Annotated in this window: 12 protein-coding genes and 1 pseudogene; 2 read left to right on the top strand and 11 right to left on the bottom strand. The window is 71.6% G+C overall.

Features of this window, described 5'->3' with window-relative positions; translation table 11 throughout:
• Positions 1–233 precede the first annotated feature (233 nt).
• The 10 genes from I5I_RS04300 to I5I_RS04250 form a co-directional block, all read right to left on the bottom strand.
• A complete protein-coding gene (locus tag I5I_RS04300) occupies positions 234–1,013 on the bottom strand; it encodes a hypothetical protein (RefSeq protein WP_187289908.1) in 780 nt (259 codons plus the stop codon).
• A complete protein-coding gene (locus I5I_RS04295; protein ID WP_051039469.1) occupies positions 1,010–1,450 on the bottom strand; it encodes a Zn-ribbon domain-containing OB-fold protein in 441 nt (146 codons plus the stop codon). Before I5I_RS04295 ends, I5I_RS04300 begins: the two co-directional genes overlap by 4 nt.
• A complete protein-coding gene (locus I5I_RS04290) occupies positions 1,447–2,292 on the bottom strand; it encodes a MaoC family dehydratase (protein WP_036316788.1) in 846 nt (281 codons plus the stop codon). The genes I5I_RS04295 and I5I_RS04290 overlap by 4 nt, the downstream gene beginning before the upstream one ends.
• Positions 2,289–3,338 (bottom strand): enoyl-CoA hydratase/isomerase family protein, encoded by a 1,050-nt coding sequence (locus I5I_RS04285; protein WP_051039468.1) that lies wholly within the window; start codon positions 3,336–3,338, stop codon positions 2,289–2,291. Before I5I_RS04285 ends, I5I_RS04290 begins: the two co-directional genes overlap by 4 nt.
• On the bottom strand, positions 3,335–4,249 hold the full coding sequence (locus tag I5I_RS04280; RefSeq protein WP_036316785.1) for an SDR family NAD(P)-dependent oxidoreductase: 915 nt from the start codon (positions 4,247–4,249) through the stop codon (positions 3,335–3,337). Before I5I_RS04280 ends, I5I_RS04285 begins: the two co-directional genes overlap by 4 nt.
• Positions 4,250–4,269: 20 nt before the next feature.
• On the bottom strand, positions 4,270–5,877 hold the full coding sequence (locus I5I_RS04275; RefSeq protein ID WP_051039467.1) for an AMP-binding protein: 1,608 nt from the start codon (positions 5,875–5,877) through the stop codon (positions 4,270–4,272).
• Positions 5,878–6,051: 174 nt separating this feature from the next.
• Positions 6,052–8,151 (bottom strand): HAD-IA family hydrolase, encoded by a 2,100-nt coding sequence (locus tag I5I_RS16265; protein WP_083867931.1) that lies wholly within the window; start codon positions 8,149–8,151, stop codon positions 6,052–6,054.
• Between the two features lie 94 nt (positions 8,152–8,245).
• A complete protein-coding gene (locus I5I_RS04260) occupies positions 8,246–11,152 on the bottom strand; it encodes an aminotransferase class III-fold pyridoxal phosphate-dependent enzyme (RefSeq protein WP_036316783.1) in 2,907 nt (968 codons plus the stop codon).
• Between the two features lie 168 nt (positions 11,153–11,320).
• Positions 11,321–11,740, bottom strand: coding sequence for a hypothetical protein (locus I5I_RS04255; protein ID WP_036316781.1), 420 nt, complete (start codon positions 11,738–11,740; stop codon positions 11,321–11,323).
• A gap of 55 nt (positions 11,741–11,795) precedes the next feature.
• Positions 11,796–12,674, bottom strand: coding sequence for a LysR family transcriptional regulator (locus tag I5I_RS04250; protein WP_036316778.1), 879 nt, complete (start codon positions 12,672–12,674; stop codon positions 11,796–11,798).
• Positions 12,675–12,756: 82 nt separating this feature from the next.
• On the opposite strand from I5I_RS04250, the gene I5I_RS04245 reads away from it, so the two are divergent.
• Both I5I_RS04245 and I5I_RS04240 read left to right on the top strand, forming a co-directional pair.
• A complete protein-coding gene (locus tag I5I_RS04245) occupies positions 12,757–13,989 on the top strand; it encodes an MFS transporter (protein ID WP_239640014.1) in 1,233 nt (410 codons plus the stop codon).
• A gap of 22 nt (positions 13,990–14,011) precedes the next feature.
• A complete protein-coding gene (locus tag I5I_RS04240) occupies positions 14,012–14,308 on the top strand; it encodes a hypothetical protein (protein WP_051039466.1) in 297 nt (98 codons plus the stop codon).
• Between the two features lie 24 nt (positions 14,309–14,332).
• On the opposite strand, the pseudogene helR reads toward I5I_RS04240, so the two are convergent.
• Positions 14,333–16,432: pseudogene (gene helR / locus I5I_RS04235) on the bottom strand (RNA polymerase recycling motor ATPase HelR); the annotation flags it as partial.
• Between the last annotated feature and the right edge of the window lie 45 nt (positions 16,433–16,477).

Genomic DNA, 16,477 nt, shown 5'->3' with positions numbered 1-16,477 from the left:
CGGTCTGCCGTTGCTGCTGGGACTCACTTCTCGAGGGTTGGGCGAGACGGATCTGGCGGCGGTCATCCTCGTGACCACTCTCACGCGCGCTCCTCTGGTCGTCCCGATGCTTGCACTCCAGAGCTACCTGCTCGTCACCTTCCGCGATGCACCGGAACGAGCGGCCCAGCGCACCGCGATCTGGGGCGCGATGCTGATGTGCGCCACCGCACTGCTCGCCGTACTCGGCGCACTCATAGGCCGCGGAACGAGGAGACGCCGTCCATCTGCGAGATCAGGGGTGACTCCGCCGATTCGCCCGAGCCCTGCAGGTACACCGCGCGCGAGGCCGAGGGCAGATCCGCGGCGCGCTCCGCGGACACGACGACGAGAGCGCCACCGCCGTCGGTCACGACGCAGCACATGTCCTTCGTGAAGGGGTAGGCGACCGGGGATGCCGCCATGACCTCCTCGACCGTGATGGGCTCTTTCTTCAAGGCCCGCGGGTTGCGCTGCGCCCATTCCCGCTGCGCGACGACCGGCTCGGCGAGATCGCGGATATCCATTCCGCGGTCGTGCAGGAAGCGCAGCGCGGGGAGGGTGAACGTCGAGTACGGCGCCAGGGCGCCATACGGCATCTCGAACTGGCCGGGAAGCGATGACGACGTGCGATTCCAGGGCGGCATCCCGACGCGAGAACGCCCCGACTCGCCGTGGGTGATGAGCACGACATCGGCGGCTCCGCTCGCGATCGCAGCAGCGGCGTGGCGCACGTGGAGCATGAAGCTGCCGCCGCCGACCATCGTGCCGTCGAGATATCGGGGGACGATGCCGAGATAGTCGGACACCTCCATCGCCATCGGGCCCGCCGTGATGATGCCGTCGACGTCGGCGACGGTCAGGCCCGCGTCGCGCAGCGCGTTGAGCGCCGCGTTGGCGTGCAGGTCGAGCATGGACATCCCGGGGAGGCTGCCGAGCTCGTCGGTCTCGGCGGCGCCGACGATGGCGACGGCGCCGCGGTGGATGCCGCTCATGCGCGCACCTCCCCGGCGGAAGCACCGGACGTGGTCGGCGTGAAGGCAGGGGTGAAGACCGGCAGGACGGCGTCCCCGGCCGCGCGGAAGACCACCTGGAGCGGCATGTCGAGCGCCAGGTGGGCGGGATCGGGCTCGACGTCGACGATGTTGGTCATGAGCGTGGGACCCTCCTCCAGGCGGACGAGCGCGATGATCGGCGAGAGCACGTCGACGTCGGGCAGCGGGCGGTGATTGATGATGTACGACACGAGGGTCGCACGTCCGCTGGCGTCGAACCACTCGACCTCCTCGTCGGGGTCGAAGGGGCTGTGCGGTCGGGGGTAGAAGAAGCACCGCCCCGTCGTTCGACCGCGCTGCAGACGCAGCACACCCTCCCGCACGCCCTCCCAGAACGGCGCGGTGGCCGGCGTCGGCTCGGGTTCGAGGAAGCTCATCGTGCACGCTCCGTGAAGACTCCGCGGCTCAGCACGGCACGACCGTCGACGAGCACCTGGAAGCTGTGCGCGGCGGCATCCGTCCGCCACATCTGCACCTCGAGCTCCGCGCCCGGCAGCACCGGAGCGGCGAAGCGGGCACTCATGGAGCCGAATCGGGACGGGTCGTCGTCGACGAGGCTCAGCAGCGCCCGACCCGTGAAGCCGTATCCGCACAGACCGTGGAGGATCGGCGTGGAGAACCCGGCCTTCGCCGCGAACGCCGGGTCGGAGTGCAGGGGATTGCGGTCACCGCTGAGGCGGTACAGGAGCGCTTGATCGGGGCGCGTGCGCAGGAGCACCACGGCATCCGGCTCCCGCTCGGGCACCGACCATGCTGTCGACGCGCCGCGCGGTCCGCCGAAGCCGCCCTCTCCGCGCACGAAGATCGTCGACGTGGTCTCCGCGACCGCCGCGCCCGTCTCCGGGTCGGTAAAGGATGCGCCGACCACGATCAGCGCATCGTCACCCTTGTCGAGCATCTCGATGACGCGATTCGTGCGGCGCAGCCGCCCCTCCGGGGCAAGGTCGGCATGGAGGGTGACGCTCTGCTCCGCGTGCAGCACCTGGGTCATCGAGAAGTCGCCCAGGTCGGTCCCGCCCCCACCGCCCAGCACCACGGCGAACGTGGGCAGTACCCGCTGCGCGACGCCCGCCGAGTTCTCGGTCGTGTACTCGAGCTCCCGTCGTGGATCGGCGGCTCCGGCACCGACGCCGAGCGCGTAGAGGATCGCATCGGTGCTCGTCCATTCGGCGAAGCCGCCGTCGGTCTGCGTGCCTACGGCATCGAGGTTCAGGGTCATCGTGCGGTCTCCTTCGGCGGGGTGATCGTGTGAAAGTCCAAGGGGCGACGGGAGCTGTCGAGGAGGGCATCGACCTCGGCGGGCACGACGTCCTCCAGGCGCGCCGGCAGCCAGCGCGGAACATCGCGGTCGACCAGTCGCGCGCGGATGCCTTCGGCCGTGTCGGCGCGCGCGGAGAGCCCGCTCAGGACCGCGTACTCCCGCTGCAGCGTCTCCCGCAGTGTGAGGGTCGCGGCGCGGCGGACCAACGGCACGGTGACGGCGACGGCGAAGGGGGACATCTCGCGGATGCGCGCGGCCAGCTCCTGAGCATCCGGCGTACCGGCCTCCATCCGGCGGACGATCTCCACGGCGTCACCGCCACCGCAGACGTCCTCCACCCACGGCGGCGAGGAGACCGGATCCGGTTCGCGCACCAGCCCGCTGTCACGGATGACCGTCCATGGGTCGCGACCCTCGCGCACCCCCGCACCGAGCGCGACGAGGAGGGCGTCGAGGTCGGCGACGAAGACGTCGGCGAACCCGAACGCGATCGCCTCGGATGCCGACATCGTGGCCGAGGCCATCGCCTTCATCACCCCGACTGCGCCCGGTGCCCTCCCGAGCAGACGCGATCCGCCGGCATCGGGGCAGAGGCCGATGCGCGTCTCCGGCATCCCGAGTCGCGTGCTGTCGGTCACGACCCGCACGGCGGCGTGTCCGGAAAGGCCCACCCCGCCGCCGAGCACGAGGCCGTGCATGAGAGCGATGACGGGCTTGGGGTACTCCGCGATGAGCGCGTCCAGGGCGTACTCCGTGCGGAGGAAGTCGTCCGCATCGACGTCACCCGCCTGCAGATCGCCCCCGGCGCAGAACCCGCGCCCCCGTCCACGCAGCACGACGCACGCCACGCGGGGATCCCGCATCCACGCGAGGAGGGCGTCGGTGATGATCCGCACCATCTCCGCGCTCAGGGCGTTGATGACCTGCGGCCGGTTGAGGGTCACGGTCGCCACGCCGTCCTCGACCTGAGTGAGGACGACGTGGCCGCCGGGGATGCCGGTCACGATGTGAGCTGGGCGGCGAAGATGCTCTTCGGCAGTCCGTCGGCGAGCGGGCGGACGTCGCTTTCGAGCGCCGCGCCGAGCTCGTCGAACGACCACGGGGTGGCGTTGGACACCGTCGCGATCTCTTCCGGATTGGAGTAGAGACCGACCGACCGGCCCTGCGCCGAGAGCACACGCCCGCTGAGCCACCGCGACCGGTCGCTGGCCAGATACACCGCGAGAGGGGCGATGTTCTCGGGCGACATGTCGGCGTTCGTCGCCATGTCGCCGAGAGACTTCTCGTCGGGCACGGTGGCGGTGAGGCGCGTCGCCGCTCCGGGTGCGATGGCGTTCGCCGTCACCCCGTACCGCGCAAGCCCCTGTGCGAGCGAGTAGGTCAGTCCGACGATGCCCATCTTGGCGGCCGCGTAGTTGGGCTGACCGGGAGAGCCTTGCAGACCCGACACCGATGTGAAGTTGATGATCCGGTAGTCCGCGTCGGGATTGCGCTGTTCCCGGAAGTACGCCGCGGCCGGGCGCACCGTGCTGTAGTGACCGCGCAGGTGCACGCGGATGACGGCATCCCAATCCTCCTCGGAGAGGTTGAAGATCATGCGATCGCGCAGGATGCCGGCGACGTTCACGACGATGTCGAGCTTGCCGAACGTCTCGACCGCCGTCGACACGAGGCGCTCGCCCGTGGCGGTGTCGGCGATATCGCCTCCGTCGGCGACCGCCCGGCCGCCGTTCTGCAGGATCTCGGCCACGATGTCGTGCGCGGGACCGGCGTCACCGCCCACACCATCGGGACTGGTGCCGAGATCGTTGACCACGACCGCGGCGCCCTCCCGCGCGAAGGCTCGTGTGACCGCGGCACCGATGCCGCGCCCGCCGCCCGTGATGACCGCGACTTTTCCGTCCAGAACTCCCATTGTTTCCTCTTCTCTCTGAGTCATCGGATGCCGACGACGACCGTGGTCGGCGGGCGATCCGGGTCGTAGATGTCGCGCAGTTCGCGGCGCTTGACCTTGCCCGCGTCGGTGCGCGGGAAGTCGTCGAGGAACTCATAGCGCCGCGGACGCTTGTACGACGGAAGGTGCCGGCGAGCGTGTTCGTCGAGTTCTTCCCGCAGCGCCTCATCGGGCTCGACGCCCTCGATGACCTGGACGACGGCGACGACACGCTTGCCCCACTCCTCGTCGCGGACACCGATGACGCCGACGTCCTGCACGGACGGGTGCATCAGGAGCGCGGCCTCGACCTCGGCCGGGTAGATGTTGACGCCACCGCTCACGATGAGGTCGCTTCGGCGGTCGAGGAGGTACACGTAGCCGTCGTGGTCCATCATCCCGAGATCGCCGACCGTGACGAGGTCGCCCAGTCGACTCGCCGCCGTCTTCTCCGGGTCGTTGTGGTACTCGAACGGCAGGGTCGCCCGGAAGTAGATCATGCCTTCTTCGCCGGGCGCGGCATCCGTACCGTCCTCACGCTTGATCGCCACGGCGTCCGGCGCAAAGGGCCGTCCCACCGTGCCGGGGCGTTCCTGCCACGTCTCCGGGCTCGCGATGCTGACCAGCCCCTCGGTCGCGCCGAGGTACTCCCACACGATCGGACCGAACCAGTCGAGCATCGCCTTCTTGATCTCGGGTGGGCAGGGCGCTCCCGCGTGGACGATGCGGTGCAGTCCCGACAGGTCGGCCGACGCGCGGCGCTCCGCGGGCAACTGGAGCAGGCGGTGGAAGTGCGTCGGCACCATGTGCGAGTTGGTGACGCCGCTCTCGAACGCATCGAGCACCGCGTCGGCGACGAAGCGCTCGTGGATGAGAACGGTCTGACCGAAGTGCAGGGCTGCGAGGGCGAACCCGCTGGGCGCCGCGTGATAGGCGGGAGAGCAGAGGAGATGCTTGCCGTCGCGCCGGTTGAGGCCGAAGGCGGAGAGCAGGATGCCGTTGAACGCGAGCCCTTCCTCGGGGCTCACATCGGGCAGAACCCGTCGCACGCCCTTCGGGCGCCCCGTGGTGCCGGACGTGTAGCCCATCACCGCGCCGTTGCGACGGTTCTCGGGCGCCTCGGTGCTCTCGTCGGCGCCGAACGCGGCGTAGTCCCCCCAACCGACGAGCTGCTCGCCGATCGAGTAGCGGTGGGCGGGGAGCTGGTCGTCGACATCGAGGAGAGCAGCACCGAGCTCGGCATCCGCGAACAGCACCGCCGCGCCGCTGTCACGGAGGATGTAGATGATCTCCTCGGGTGTGAGGTGCCAGTTGATAACGAGCGCGTAGGCGCCGATCTGGCCGGTCGCGAGGATGAGCTCGAAGTACTCCCGCTCGTTGTGGACGAGGGCCGCTGCGACGCCGCCCTCGGTCACGCCGATCTTCCGGAGCGCGCGCGACAGCTGGTTGACGCGTGCGCCGAGTTCGCCGAAGGTCGTGGTGCGGCCGCGCTCATCCTCGAGCGCGATCCGGCCGGGCTCGCGGCGAGCCCACTCCCACGCGCCGAGCGGCACCCGCTCGTCGGCGGCGGGCGCGTGCTCCTCGACCGGCTCGACTACCGATGACGTCATGTCTTGATCCCATCCTCTTCGACGGTCTGACTGTCGCATTTATTAACGGACGTTTATCGTCTGTTAGGCACGACCGTAGACCCGAGGGCGCGATGATGTCAATGGTGAACTGTCGGGCGAGTGGGTAGCGCGATCGGGCACCTCAGCCCGCAGGATGCCGCAGATCGCGACCCGTCAGTCGAGCGCGATCATCGGTGCCCCCGCGCCATCGCGGGTGACGTGGATGCCGCGGGCATCGACGACCGTCCACGTCGGCCCCGCGGCGGCGTGCGGGCCGACCCCGATCACGCGCATGCCCGCGGCGAGCCCGGCGGCGATGCCGTTGGCGGAGTCCTCGACCACGATGCATCGTGCGGCATCCACCCCGAGCGCCGCGGCCCCCGCGAGAAACCCCTCGGGATCGGGCTTGCTGCGCGAGACATCACCCGCGGCGATGACGACCGGCGGCATCGGCAACCCGGCGGCACGCATGCGCGCCGCCGCGAGCTCGGTCGTCGCCGACGTGACGAGGGCGTACGGCACGCCCTCGCGGTCGAGGGCGGCGAGCAGGTCGACCGCGCCGGGGATCGCCACGACACCGTCGGTCTGCGCCGTCTCGGCGGCGAGCAGCTCGGCGTTCTCGGCGAGGTTGATCTCGTGCGGACGATCGGGAAGCAGCAGCGCCATCGAGTCCTGCCCCTGGCGGCCGTGGATCACCGCGAGCGTCCGTGCCGGATCGACGCCGTGATCGAGCGACCACTGCGTCCACAAGCGCTCGACGACGGCGTGCGAATCGACGAGCGTGCCGTCCATGTCCAGCAGCAGCGCGGCGGCCCGCGTCTCGATGCGAACGACGGATGCCGGCACGCGCAGCACCTCCCACCCGCCGCCGAGCGGTGGCACGTGCCACCCGGCGTGGACGGTGCCATCACCGTCGCGCGACACGATCACCCGGTGCGGCGAGGTCGTGTCGACGAGGTGCACGAGCGCGGCGCCGTCGTCGCGGCGTTCCCCACGCGTCGCGAGGCGCAGATGAGTGGCGGCGGGGGCATCCTCGAGGGCGGGTCCCGTCACGGACACCTCCTGCCAGAACGTGTCCACCGGCACCGAGCCGACGCCCGGCAACACCAGCGTCCAGCCGTCGCCATCGGCGCGGTCGTGCAGTGCGGCACCGTCGAGCGGGTCGGCGGCGAGCAGGCGGTCGCGCTCGTCCCAGGTGTCGCGCTCGACGCGGCGCGCCGACACGGCGGCATCTGCCGCACCGGCATCCGCCCGGCCGGCGGCATCGGCCCCGCCTGCGACATCCGCCCCACCGGCCGCGTCCGCGACCTCGACGGCCGCGACGAAGGCCCAGAACGCGCGCAGCGTCGCCTGGGTGTCGAGCGTGGCGCCCTGGTAGGCGATGACGAGATCATGCTCGGGGAGGACGAGACCGAACTGCCCCGCGGCGCCGTCGAGCCGGAACCCGTGGCGGCCGCGCCAGACCTGGTAGCCGTAGCCGAGGGCCCAGTCGTTGACCTCGCCGGTGGCCGCAGCCGGGCCGTCGAAGGCGGCGGTCTCGGACCAGGGGCGCGACATCTCCTCGACGTACCACGCGGGCGCGACCTGCACGCCGTCGAACGCCCCGCCGGCGCTCAGCATGATGGCCGTGCGCGCGAGGTCATCGACCGTCAGGTGGAAGCCGGACGCACCGTGCTCGATGCCGCCGTAGGGCTGCATCCATCGCTCGCCGATGCCGAGCGGATCGAGCAGTCGCGGGCGCAGGTACGCGGTGAGGGGCTGGCCGGTGACGCCGGTGACGATCGCTGACAGCAGGTGCGTGGCCGGAGAGCTGTACGCGAAGTGCGTGCCCGGGGTGAAGGCGGGCGCCTCGCGCAGCAGCACGAGCGGATCGGCGCCGATGCGCTCGATCTGCGCGGCCGAGTGGCCGGTGTTCATCGTGAGCAGATGGCGCACGGTGATGCCGTGCGGGTTCGCCTCACCCACGTGCAGACCCGCAGAATCGTCGAGGCCCAGCCGCCCCTCGTCGGCGAGGAAGCCGATCGCCAGTGCCGTGTAGGTCTTAGATGCCGAGTACACGAGCGCCGGCCGCTCCAGCCGGTACGGCGCCCACGCGGTCTCGAACGCCACCTCGCCGTGACGGGCGACGAGCAGCGCGTGCGGGTCGAGGCCCTCCGCGGCGAGGCGCTCGGCCAGCGCGAGGACGGCGGCTTCGGGGATGCCGAGCCCCTCCGGGGCCCGACGGACCAGGGGGCGGGACGACAGGGGACGACGGGACTGCGGCGAGGAAGTCATCTCCTCCACTCTACGAGCGGAGCCCTGGTCGGGGGCCGTCCGCCCGCCGCACCTATCCGCGGGGGCCGCCCGCTTCGGCATACCGCGGTCGCGCTCAGTCGCGGAGAGCGCCCAGCACGGCGTCGAGCGCGGCGACGAAACGGCGCGCGTCGGCCTCGGTCAGCACGAGCGGCGGCTTGACCTTCAGCACGTTCTGCCGTTCCGAGGCGGCCTGCACGATGAACCCGTGCCCGAGCAGCAGATCGCACACGCGCGCCGCCTCCTCCCGCGCGGGCTCGAGCGTCTCGCGGTCGCGCACCAGCTCGATACCGAGATACAGACCCGTTCCATGGACGGCGCCGATGAGCGGATGCCGCGACATCAGCGCCCGCACGCCGTCGGCGATGATGCCGCCGACCCGCGCTGCATTCTGCTGCAGCCCTTCCGCGTCGATGATGTCGAGAATCGCCGAGCCGGCGACGGCGCTCGCGGGGGCGCCGCCCGCCGACGAGAAGAACGTGCCCTCGCGGGCGAGCGCGTCGACGATCTCCCGCCGCGTGATGACGGCACCGAGCGGATAGGCGTTGCCGGCGGCCTTCGCCACCGACACGATGTCGGGCACGAGCCCCTGCATCGTGCTCCCCCAGAACGACGATCCCAGGCGCCCGTATCCGACCTGCACCTCGTCGGCGATGACCAGTCCGCCGTGCGCGCGCACGGCGTCGGCCACCGCCGTGAGGTAGCCGGCCGGAGGGATGACGCCACCGGCGTTGCCCAGCACCGGCTCGCAGATGAAGGCGCCGGCCGGGCGGCCCTCGTCGGCCAGGGAGCGCGCGAGGTCGGCGACCTCGCGCGCGTAGGCGGCCCCGGCATCCGGTCCGCGGTGACGGCCGCGGTAGGCGTTCGGGGCGTCGACGAGATGCACCCAGTCGGGGCGCGAGTCGGCGGCGTGCGGGTTGTCGAACGCCGAGGTGCTCACGGCGTCGGCCGCGCTCGTCCAGCCGTGGTAGCTCTCGCGCACCGCGATGACGTCGCGCCGGCCGGTCGCGACCCGGGCGAGCGTGAGGGCGAGGTCCACGGCCTCCGACCCGCTGTTGACGGGGATGACGGTGTCGAGCGACGGGTCGGGGCTGTGCGCGACGAGCCGCGCGGTGAACTCGGCGAAGGCGTCGTAGAGGAAGCGCGAGTTCGTGTTCAGCAGGTGCAGTTGACGCGAGATGCGGTCGGCGAACTCGGGATGGGCGTGTCCGATCGCGGTCACGTTGTTGACGAGGTCGACGTAGGCGCGGCCCTGCGTGTCGATGAGCAGCGCTCCCCACCCGCGCTCGATCTGAGGCGGCTCGGCGTAGAAGCGCTCGGCGGCGGCGCCCACGGCCTGCTCGCGCACCCGCCGAGCACGGCGCGTCGCCCGCACCGGATCGGGTACGCGGTCGGTGCCCACGATCACCGAGGGATCGGCCGCCCCGGGACTCTCGGCTTCGCCCTCGGCATCTGCGAACACGTCGCCGGGCGCGGCGTCGCGCACCCTCCGCGTGACGCGCAGCCGACCGAGACCCGGTTCGAGCTCGGCGATGCGTCCGAGGCGGGCGCCGGCATCCACCCTGCTATCCGCGACCGCCGGGTCGAGAACGATCCCCTCGATCCGCAGCACGACACCGGCATCGCGCACCTCGACCGCGCCGGCGCCGCCGTCGGGATCGGTGTCGACCGTCAGGATGCCGCCGAACGGCGCGGCCACCTCGGCACCCGGACGGGTCCACAGCTCGACGCACCGCGCGCGGGTGGCAGCCGGCCGCGTCGTGTCGGTCGACACGCGGCTCAGTCGGCTCTCGCCGTAGCGCAGCACCGCGACGGGGGCGGCGGCGAGCGCGTCGCGGACGAGCTCCTGCTCGATCCCGGGAACCGTCCAGCGGCCGCGATCGAGGTGCGCGCTGCGGATGCCGAGGTCCACGGCGGCCGCGGCATCCAGCTGCGCCAGGACGGGACGGTAGGCGAGGCCCGCGCGGTGCGGACGGCCCGTGGCCAGGCGCAGCTGCGCCGTCACCTCGGCGGACGGTACCCGGGCCGTCCGCGCGAAGACCTGCCACTCGTGCTCGACCCGCTCGCGCGCGTAATCGTTGCCCGGGTCGATGCGCAACTGGCTCCAGCCGCTGACGGCGAGCACGGCGCCGCGGAGCACGACCAGCGGCCAGAGCGCCTCGATCTCGGCATCCGCGAGACGCGCGCGCTGATCGAAGCCCGTGACGGCGCGGCCGACGATCGCGAGGTCGTCGGTGCGGCCCATGAGGTCGGCGAGCAGCATCGCCAGCTCGGCGGCACGCCACGACGTCGCGACATCGCCGAGGTCGATCACCCAGTGCCGCCCGCGCCGGTCGCGCATGACGTTGTCGGCGGTGAGGTCGCCGTGGATCACCTGGCGCGGAAGGTGGGCCGCGACGGCGTCGAGCTCGGCGGCGGCGCGACGGGCGGCGCCCAGGCACGGCTCGCGACGGTCGTCGGGGAGGTCGTCGATGAGCTGCTCGACGACGGCGAGGGCGTTGCCGAGCTCCCACTGCAGGTTGCGGTCGGTGTCCTCGGCATCCATTCCGGCGAGAACGTCGGCGACCTCGGCGACCAGCTCGCCCAGCTCCTCGGCCTGGGCGCCGTCGGCGTCGGTGATGTCGGAAAGCGGCTCGCCGTCGACGATCTGGAAGCCGGCCACCCGCGCGACCTGCCCGTCGCCGCAAACGATCTGCGTCGTGCGGGCGCCGGATGCCGCCGTCAGCACCTCCGGGGTGAGCAGTCCCTCGGCGCGCAGGCGATCGGAGGCCGCGATGTGCAGGTCGACGGCGAACGCGTCGACCGTCGGGTGGAAGATCTTGACGAGAATGCCCGTTCCGTCGGCGCCGCGCACGAGGACGTTGCGGTCCTGCTGACTGCCCAGCTCGGTGAGCTCGCCGTCGACGCCGTAGTCGCGCCGCGCGAGCGCGCGGACCTCGTCGAGGTCGACCTCGGGTCGGGCGAGCAGCCAGTTGTCGGTCATCGGGTCACGTCCTTCGGGAGAGGGCGGTGGAGCGGAGGTTTCGCCGGTGCGCGCCGCGCGGGCACCACGATTCTGGCGGATGCCGCGGCATCCGTGTGTCCGGATCAGCGGCGTCGACCGGTCATCCCGTCCGCCGGTCGATGCCGAGGCTGTCGTGCCTCGCCGCGCCTACTGCACCGTCCACCAGGCGATGTCGACGAGACAGAGCTCGCCGCCGGCCTCCCGGTAGAAGACATCGCCTGGATACTGCGCACCCGCGACGACGCCCGACGCAGGGAGCGAGAGGTTGATGCTCCACGTCGGATCATGATGGGCCATCTCGGGCCAGTGGGCGGCGACGAACCGCTCGGGCTCTTGAGCGGTGAGCCCCTCCCAGTCCGCCGGATCGCGCACGTCGGGTTGCGATCCCGGGCAGACGAGTGCCGCAGCCTCGCCCGCCGCGGCGGCCGCGATCAGTTTCTGGGTCGTGTCGATGACGTGTGCACCGTCGGCGCCCCAGATGAGTTCGTTCATCGTGCAGCCGCTGAGGCCGACCGCGAGGGCTGCGCTCAAGCCGACGACGACGACGATCTTCCGCACCGGCGTCATGCGGCGACTCTATCCGCCACAGACGGGCACCGCCACGCCCAGCCGCAGGACCGCCTCACCGCTCCCGCAGCGCGGTGACCAGCTCCTTCGCGTAGCGAGAGCCCTGGGCGGTCGTGCTCCAGGCGATGCCGATCGCGCGCACGCGCTGCGGCTCCAGCGGCAGATAGACGACGCCGGGGTCATCGCGACCCGGAGTCCGCGGAAGGATCGAGACGCCGAGGCCACCCGCGACGAGGCTGCGCATCGTGTCGATCTCGCTGCTCTCGAAGGTCACGTTCACGGTGACGTCGGCCTCGTCCAGGATGCCGGTGACCGCCGTCCGCAGCTCCGCGATGCGCGAGAAGCCGATGAAGTCGCGCCCCGCCAGCGCGCGCACGTCGACCGGGCCGGATGCCGTCGCGAGCGGGTGACCGGTGGGCACGGCGATGCACAGCGGCTCCTCGGCGAGCGCAAGCCAGCCGATGTCGTCCGAGGTCGCCGACGTCGCCAGCGGTGCCGTGCTCAGAGCGACGTCGATCGTGTCGAGCGCGAGCCAGCCGTAGAGGTCGCGGGCGAAGCCCTGTCGCAACGAGACGCGCACGTCGGGGCGCAGCGCGCGGAAGCGCTGGATGACGTCGGGCACCATCCATCGCGCCACCGAGTGCAAGAACCCGACGCGCAGCAGGCGACCCTCGTCGGCGATCAGCTCGGCGTGGCGGCGGGCCGACTCGACCGCGTCGAGGACGCCGGCCGCATCGGCCCGGAAGGCGAGACCGTTGGCGTTCAGCTCGAGCCGCTTGCCGTGTCGCGAGAACAGCGCCATGCCGACCTCGTCTTCGAGGCGGGCCAGTGCGCGCGACACGTTCGACTGGTTGATGCGCAGCTCCGCAGCGGTGTCGCGCGTGTTCTGCGTCTCGGCCAGCGACAGGAAGATGCGGAGGGTCTGCTCGTCCATGACACCGATTATGCGCCGATCGCATCACAAGCGGCATCCGTTTCATTTCCGGCCCATCCGTGACCGGACGACGATGGTCCGCATGGCCGTCACCGTGCTCGATCGCACCCCCACCGGGTCGATCGCGCGCATCGCCGCGGGCACCCCCTCCTATCGACGCGTCGTGGGGCTGCTCGCCGCAGGCGGACTCGCGAACTTCGCGATCATCTACTTCCCGCAACCGTTGCTGCCGGCGATCGCGGCGTCGTTCGGAGTGGATGCCGGGGTCAGCGGACTCGCGATCTCGGCGACGACCGCGGCCATGCTGCTCGGGCTGCTGCTGTCGGCACCGCTGTCCGACCGCATCGGGCGGGTGTCCGCGATGAGCGGGTCGCTGGTGGCAGCCGGCGTCCTGTCGGTCGCGTGCGCGTTCGCGCCCACGTGGGAGGCCTTCCTCGCGTTGCGTGCCGGCGGGGGTCTCGCGCTGGCGGTGCTGCCGGCCGTCGCGCTCGCCTACCTGCGCGACGCCGTCCGCGACGACGCGCACGGGCGCGCCAACGCGCTGTACATCTCGGGCACGGCCCTCGGCGGCGCCGTGGGCCGGCTCGCGCCGCTGCCCCTCGCGACCCTCGGCGGCTGGCAGCTCGTGAGCATCGTGCTCGGTGCGCTCAGCGTCGTCGTCGGCGTGCTGGTCTGGTTCGCGCTCCCCCGCGACGGCGCCGCCCCGCTGCCGCTGCGGATCGGCGACCTGCTCGGCGGCACGGTCGCGTCGCTGCGCCACCCCGTCATCCTCGCCGTGTGCGTCGCGGGCGCGCTCGCGATGGCGACCTTCGTCGGGTTGTACAACGCGGTGCCGTTCCGGCTGGACGGGCCCGCGTTCTCACTCGGCGCGGCGGAGGTGTTCGTCTACTTCGCCTACCCCCTCGGCATCCTCGCGCCGGGCCTGTTCCACCGGATCTCGAGGCGCCTCAGCCGCGCGATGACGTCGCTGGTCGGCGCGATCGCGATGCTCGCCGCGATCGGCCTGGTGTTCTGGCCGAACGTCATCGCGGTGTTCGCGGGTCTCGGTCTGCTCACGGCGGCCTTCCTCGGAACGCACTCGATCCTCAGCGGCTGGGTGGTCGCCCGCGCTCAGACGGTGGGACGCAGCACCTCGCGGGCCTCCAGCGCCTACCTGCTCACCTACTACCTCGGCAGCACGGTGTCGGGAGCGGCATCCACGCACCTGTTTGCCAGCGCGGGCTGGACGGCCGTCGTCCTTCTCGCGGCGGGGCTCACGACGCTGTGCGCTGCGCTCTTCCTCACGCTGCGCTTGCGAGGCTCAGCCGGAACATAACGTCGCGTGCGAAAACACCCCTATGGATGAACCCGCGCGCACGCCTCACCTCCCCTCCGGCCCCGAGGCGTCAGCCCCTGAACCGGCTCCGCGGCTGCCCTTCAGCCAGCTGGCCATCTGGGGCTTCGTGATCTCCTGCGTGAGCCTGTTCGTGTTCGGATTCCTCGGCATGGTGGGCGCGATCATCTCCGCGCAGGGCGCCCGGGCGGCGATGCGCGGACGTGCGAGGGGCAAGGGGTTGGGACTGGCCGGCTTCGTCATCGGTGCGGTGGCATTCCTCTTCTGGGCGATCGCGTTCATGGTCACCCGCTCCCACTGACGCGCCCGGCATCGGCGGCCGCCTTCACGAGAGCACGACGAGGCGCTGGGTCGCACGCGTCATCGCGACGTAGCGGTCGACGGCGCCCGAGACGCCATCGCCGAACCGGTCGGGGTCGACGAGCACGACCAGGTCGAACTCGAGCCCCTTCACCCGCTGCGCATCGAGCGCGGCCACGCGCGGGCGCGGCACGAAGGCGGGCGCGCCGATCACCACCGCTGTGCCGTCGGCGCTCGCGCGTTCCCAGGTGTCGACGATCGCGTCGAGGTCGCGGCGCGAGCCGTAGCTCACCGGAACTCCCGTGCTGCGGATCGACGCGGGGACGTTGGCGTCGGGCAGGGCGGCGCGAATCACCGGACCCGCGACATCCATCACCTCGCTCGGCGTGCGGTAGTTGACGGTGAGCGTCGTCACGTGCGACCGGTCGATCCCGACGCGCGCGAGTCGATCGTCCCAGCTCTCGGCGAAACCGCGTCTCGCCTGCGCGCGATCCCCGACGATCGTCAGGCTGCGCGAGGGGCACCGCTGCAGCAGCATCCGCCATTGCGCGTCGGTGAGCTCCTGCGCCTCATCGATCACGAGGTGTGCGAACGGCCCGGCGAACGGATCACGATCGGATGCCGTGGGCTGCGCGAGCGTGCGGCGCAGGTCCTGACCGCGCAGCATCGACATGAGGCGCAGGTCGCCGTCGTCGGCGGCGATGAGGTCGCTGACGACATCCGACATCACCCGATGCTCCTCGGCGGCCGCGCGGCGCTCCCGGCGCGCACGCACCTCGCTGCGCGGGTCGCCCACGCTACGGCGCGCAGCGTCCAGCAGGGGCAGGTCGACGTCGGTCCATCGCGTCGGAGCACCGCGCGTGATCAGAACGTCGACCTCGACAGCGCTCAGCCACGGCGCGCAGTGCCGCAACATCTCTCCCGTCGTGAGCAGACCGCGCAGCAGCGCATCGGGATCCAGCAGCGGCCAGGCCCGGTCGAAGAGCGCCTGCAGCTCCTGGTCGTTCTCGAGCGTCTCGCGCGTCGACTCGTCCGCGTCCCAGCCCGCCCCGTAGGCGTCGAAGTCGTCACCCGAGCGGGGCGAGGAACGGGACGCCTCTCCCCAGCCCTCGCCCCACCCGTCGCCGCCTCCTCCGCCGTCGCGCAGCTCGTCGTCGACACGGTCTTCCAGAACGTCGAGCAGACGCTCCCACGCGCGCACACGAAGCGCATTGTGCGGCAGGCCGTCGGCGTCGGCGAACACCTCCGACCACTCCGCGGGGCCCAGCACGACGGTTCCCCATGCGGTCTCGATCGGCGTGCGTCGCCGCGGCGGGCGCTGCCAGAGACGCACGGCAGCTCCGACGGCGTCCACGACACGGCCGTCGCCGAGCAGACGGCGAACTTCCGGATCGTCCTCCTCCCCCACATCGCCGCCGTCGACGAGGTCGTTCACCGCACAGACGAGCGCACCGTCCTCGCCGAGTCCGGGGAGCACGTCGTCGACGTAGTCGACGTACGGGCGATGCGGCCCGACGAACAGCAGCCCGCCGTGCCCCGCCTGAACGCGCGGATCGGCGTAGAGCAGATACGCCGCGCGGTGCAGCGCCACGACGGTCTTGCCGGTTCCGGGGCCGCCGTCGACGACGAGCGCGCCCCGGGAATCGGCGCGGATGATGGCGTCCTGATCGGACTGGATCGTCGCCAGCACGTCGCGCATCTTCGGCGACCGGCTCTCGCCGAGACTGGCGATGAAGGCGGACTGGTCGTCGAGGGCTGCGCGGTGATCGATGCCGTCGTCGGCGAACACCTCGTCCCAGTAGTCGACGATGCGCCCCTCGCGCCACCGATACCGGCGTCGACTGGTGAGCCCGAGCGGATGCGCCGCCGTCGCGGCGAAGAACGGCGCGGATGCCGGGGCCCGCCAGTCCATCAGCAGCCGCTCCTCCGCGGCATCCGCGAGGCCGAAGCGTCCGATGTAGGTGACGATGCCCTCCTCGTCGACCATGCGACCGATGCACGCGTCGAGGCCGAACCGGCGAAGGATGCGCAACCGCGCCGACAGGCTCCGCACCTCCAGATCGCGTTCGAGTGCGCGCTGGCCTCCGCTGACGGCTTCGTGCTGGAGCGCGACCAGCCGCGTCTCGGTGCGCTCGACCTCGGGACTCTAGAGGATCCCCGGGACCGAGCT

The organism is Microbacterium sp. B24 (assembly GCF_000333415.1).
Classification (GTDB): domain Bacteria; phylum Actinomycetota; class Actinomycetes; order Actinomycetales; family Microbacteriaceae; genus Microbacterium.
Note: the sequence above shows the minus strand (reverse complement) of the source record. Positions and strands in the feature narration are given on the sequence as shown.

Bases quoted from the DNA above. Each gene is read 5' to 3' on its own strand.
- I5I_RS04300 (WP_187289908.1), bottom strand. From the start codon at position 1,013: ATGAGCGGCATCCACCGCGGCGCCGTCGCCATCGTCGGCGCCGCCGAG.
- I5I_RS04295 (WP_051039469.1), bottom strand. From the start codon at position 1,450: ATGAGCTTCCTCGAACCCGAGCCGACGCCGGCCACCGCGCCGTTCTGG.
- I5I_RS04290 (WP_036316788.1), bottom strand. From the start codon at position 2,292: ATGACCCTGAACCTCGATGCCGTAGGCACGCAGACCGACGGCGGCTTC.
- I5I_RS04280 (WP_036316785.1), bottom strand. From the start codon at position 4,249: ATGGGAGTTCTGGACGGAAAAGTCGCGGTCATCACGGGCGGCGGGCGC.
- I5I_RS04275 (WP_051039467.1), bottom strand. From the start codon at position 5,877: ATGACGTCATCGGTAGTCGAGCCGGTCGAGGAGCACGCGCCCGCCGCC.
- I5I_RS16265 (WP_083867931.1), bottom strand. From the start codon at position 8,151: ATGACTTCCTCGCCGCAGTCCCGTCGTCCCCTGTCGTCCCGCCCCCTG.
- I5I_RS04260 (WP_036316783.1), bottom strand. From the start codon at position 11,152: ATGACCGACAACTGGCTGCTCGCCCGACCCGAGGTCGACCTCGACGAG.
- I5I_RS04255 (WP_036316781.1), bottom strand. From the start codon at position 11,740: ATGACGCCGGTGCGGAAGATCGTCGTCGTCGTCGGCTTGAGCGCAGCC.
- I5I_RS04250 (WP_036316778.1), bottom strand. From the start codon at position 12,674: ATGGACGAGCAGACCCTCCGCATCTTCCTGTCGCTGGCCGAGACGCAG.
- I5I_RS04245 (WP_239640014.1), top strand. From the start codon at position 12,757: ATGGCCGTCACCGTGCTCGATCGCACCCCCACCGGGTCGATCGCGCGC.
- I5I_RS04240 (WP_051039466.1), top strand. From the start codon at position 14,012: ATGGATGAACCCGCGCGCACGCCTCACCTCCCCTCCGGCCCCGAGGCG.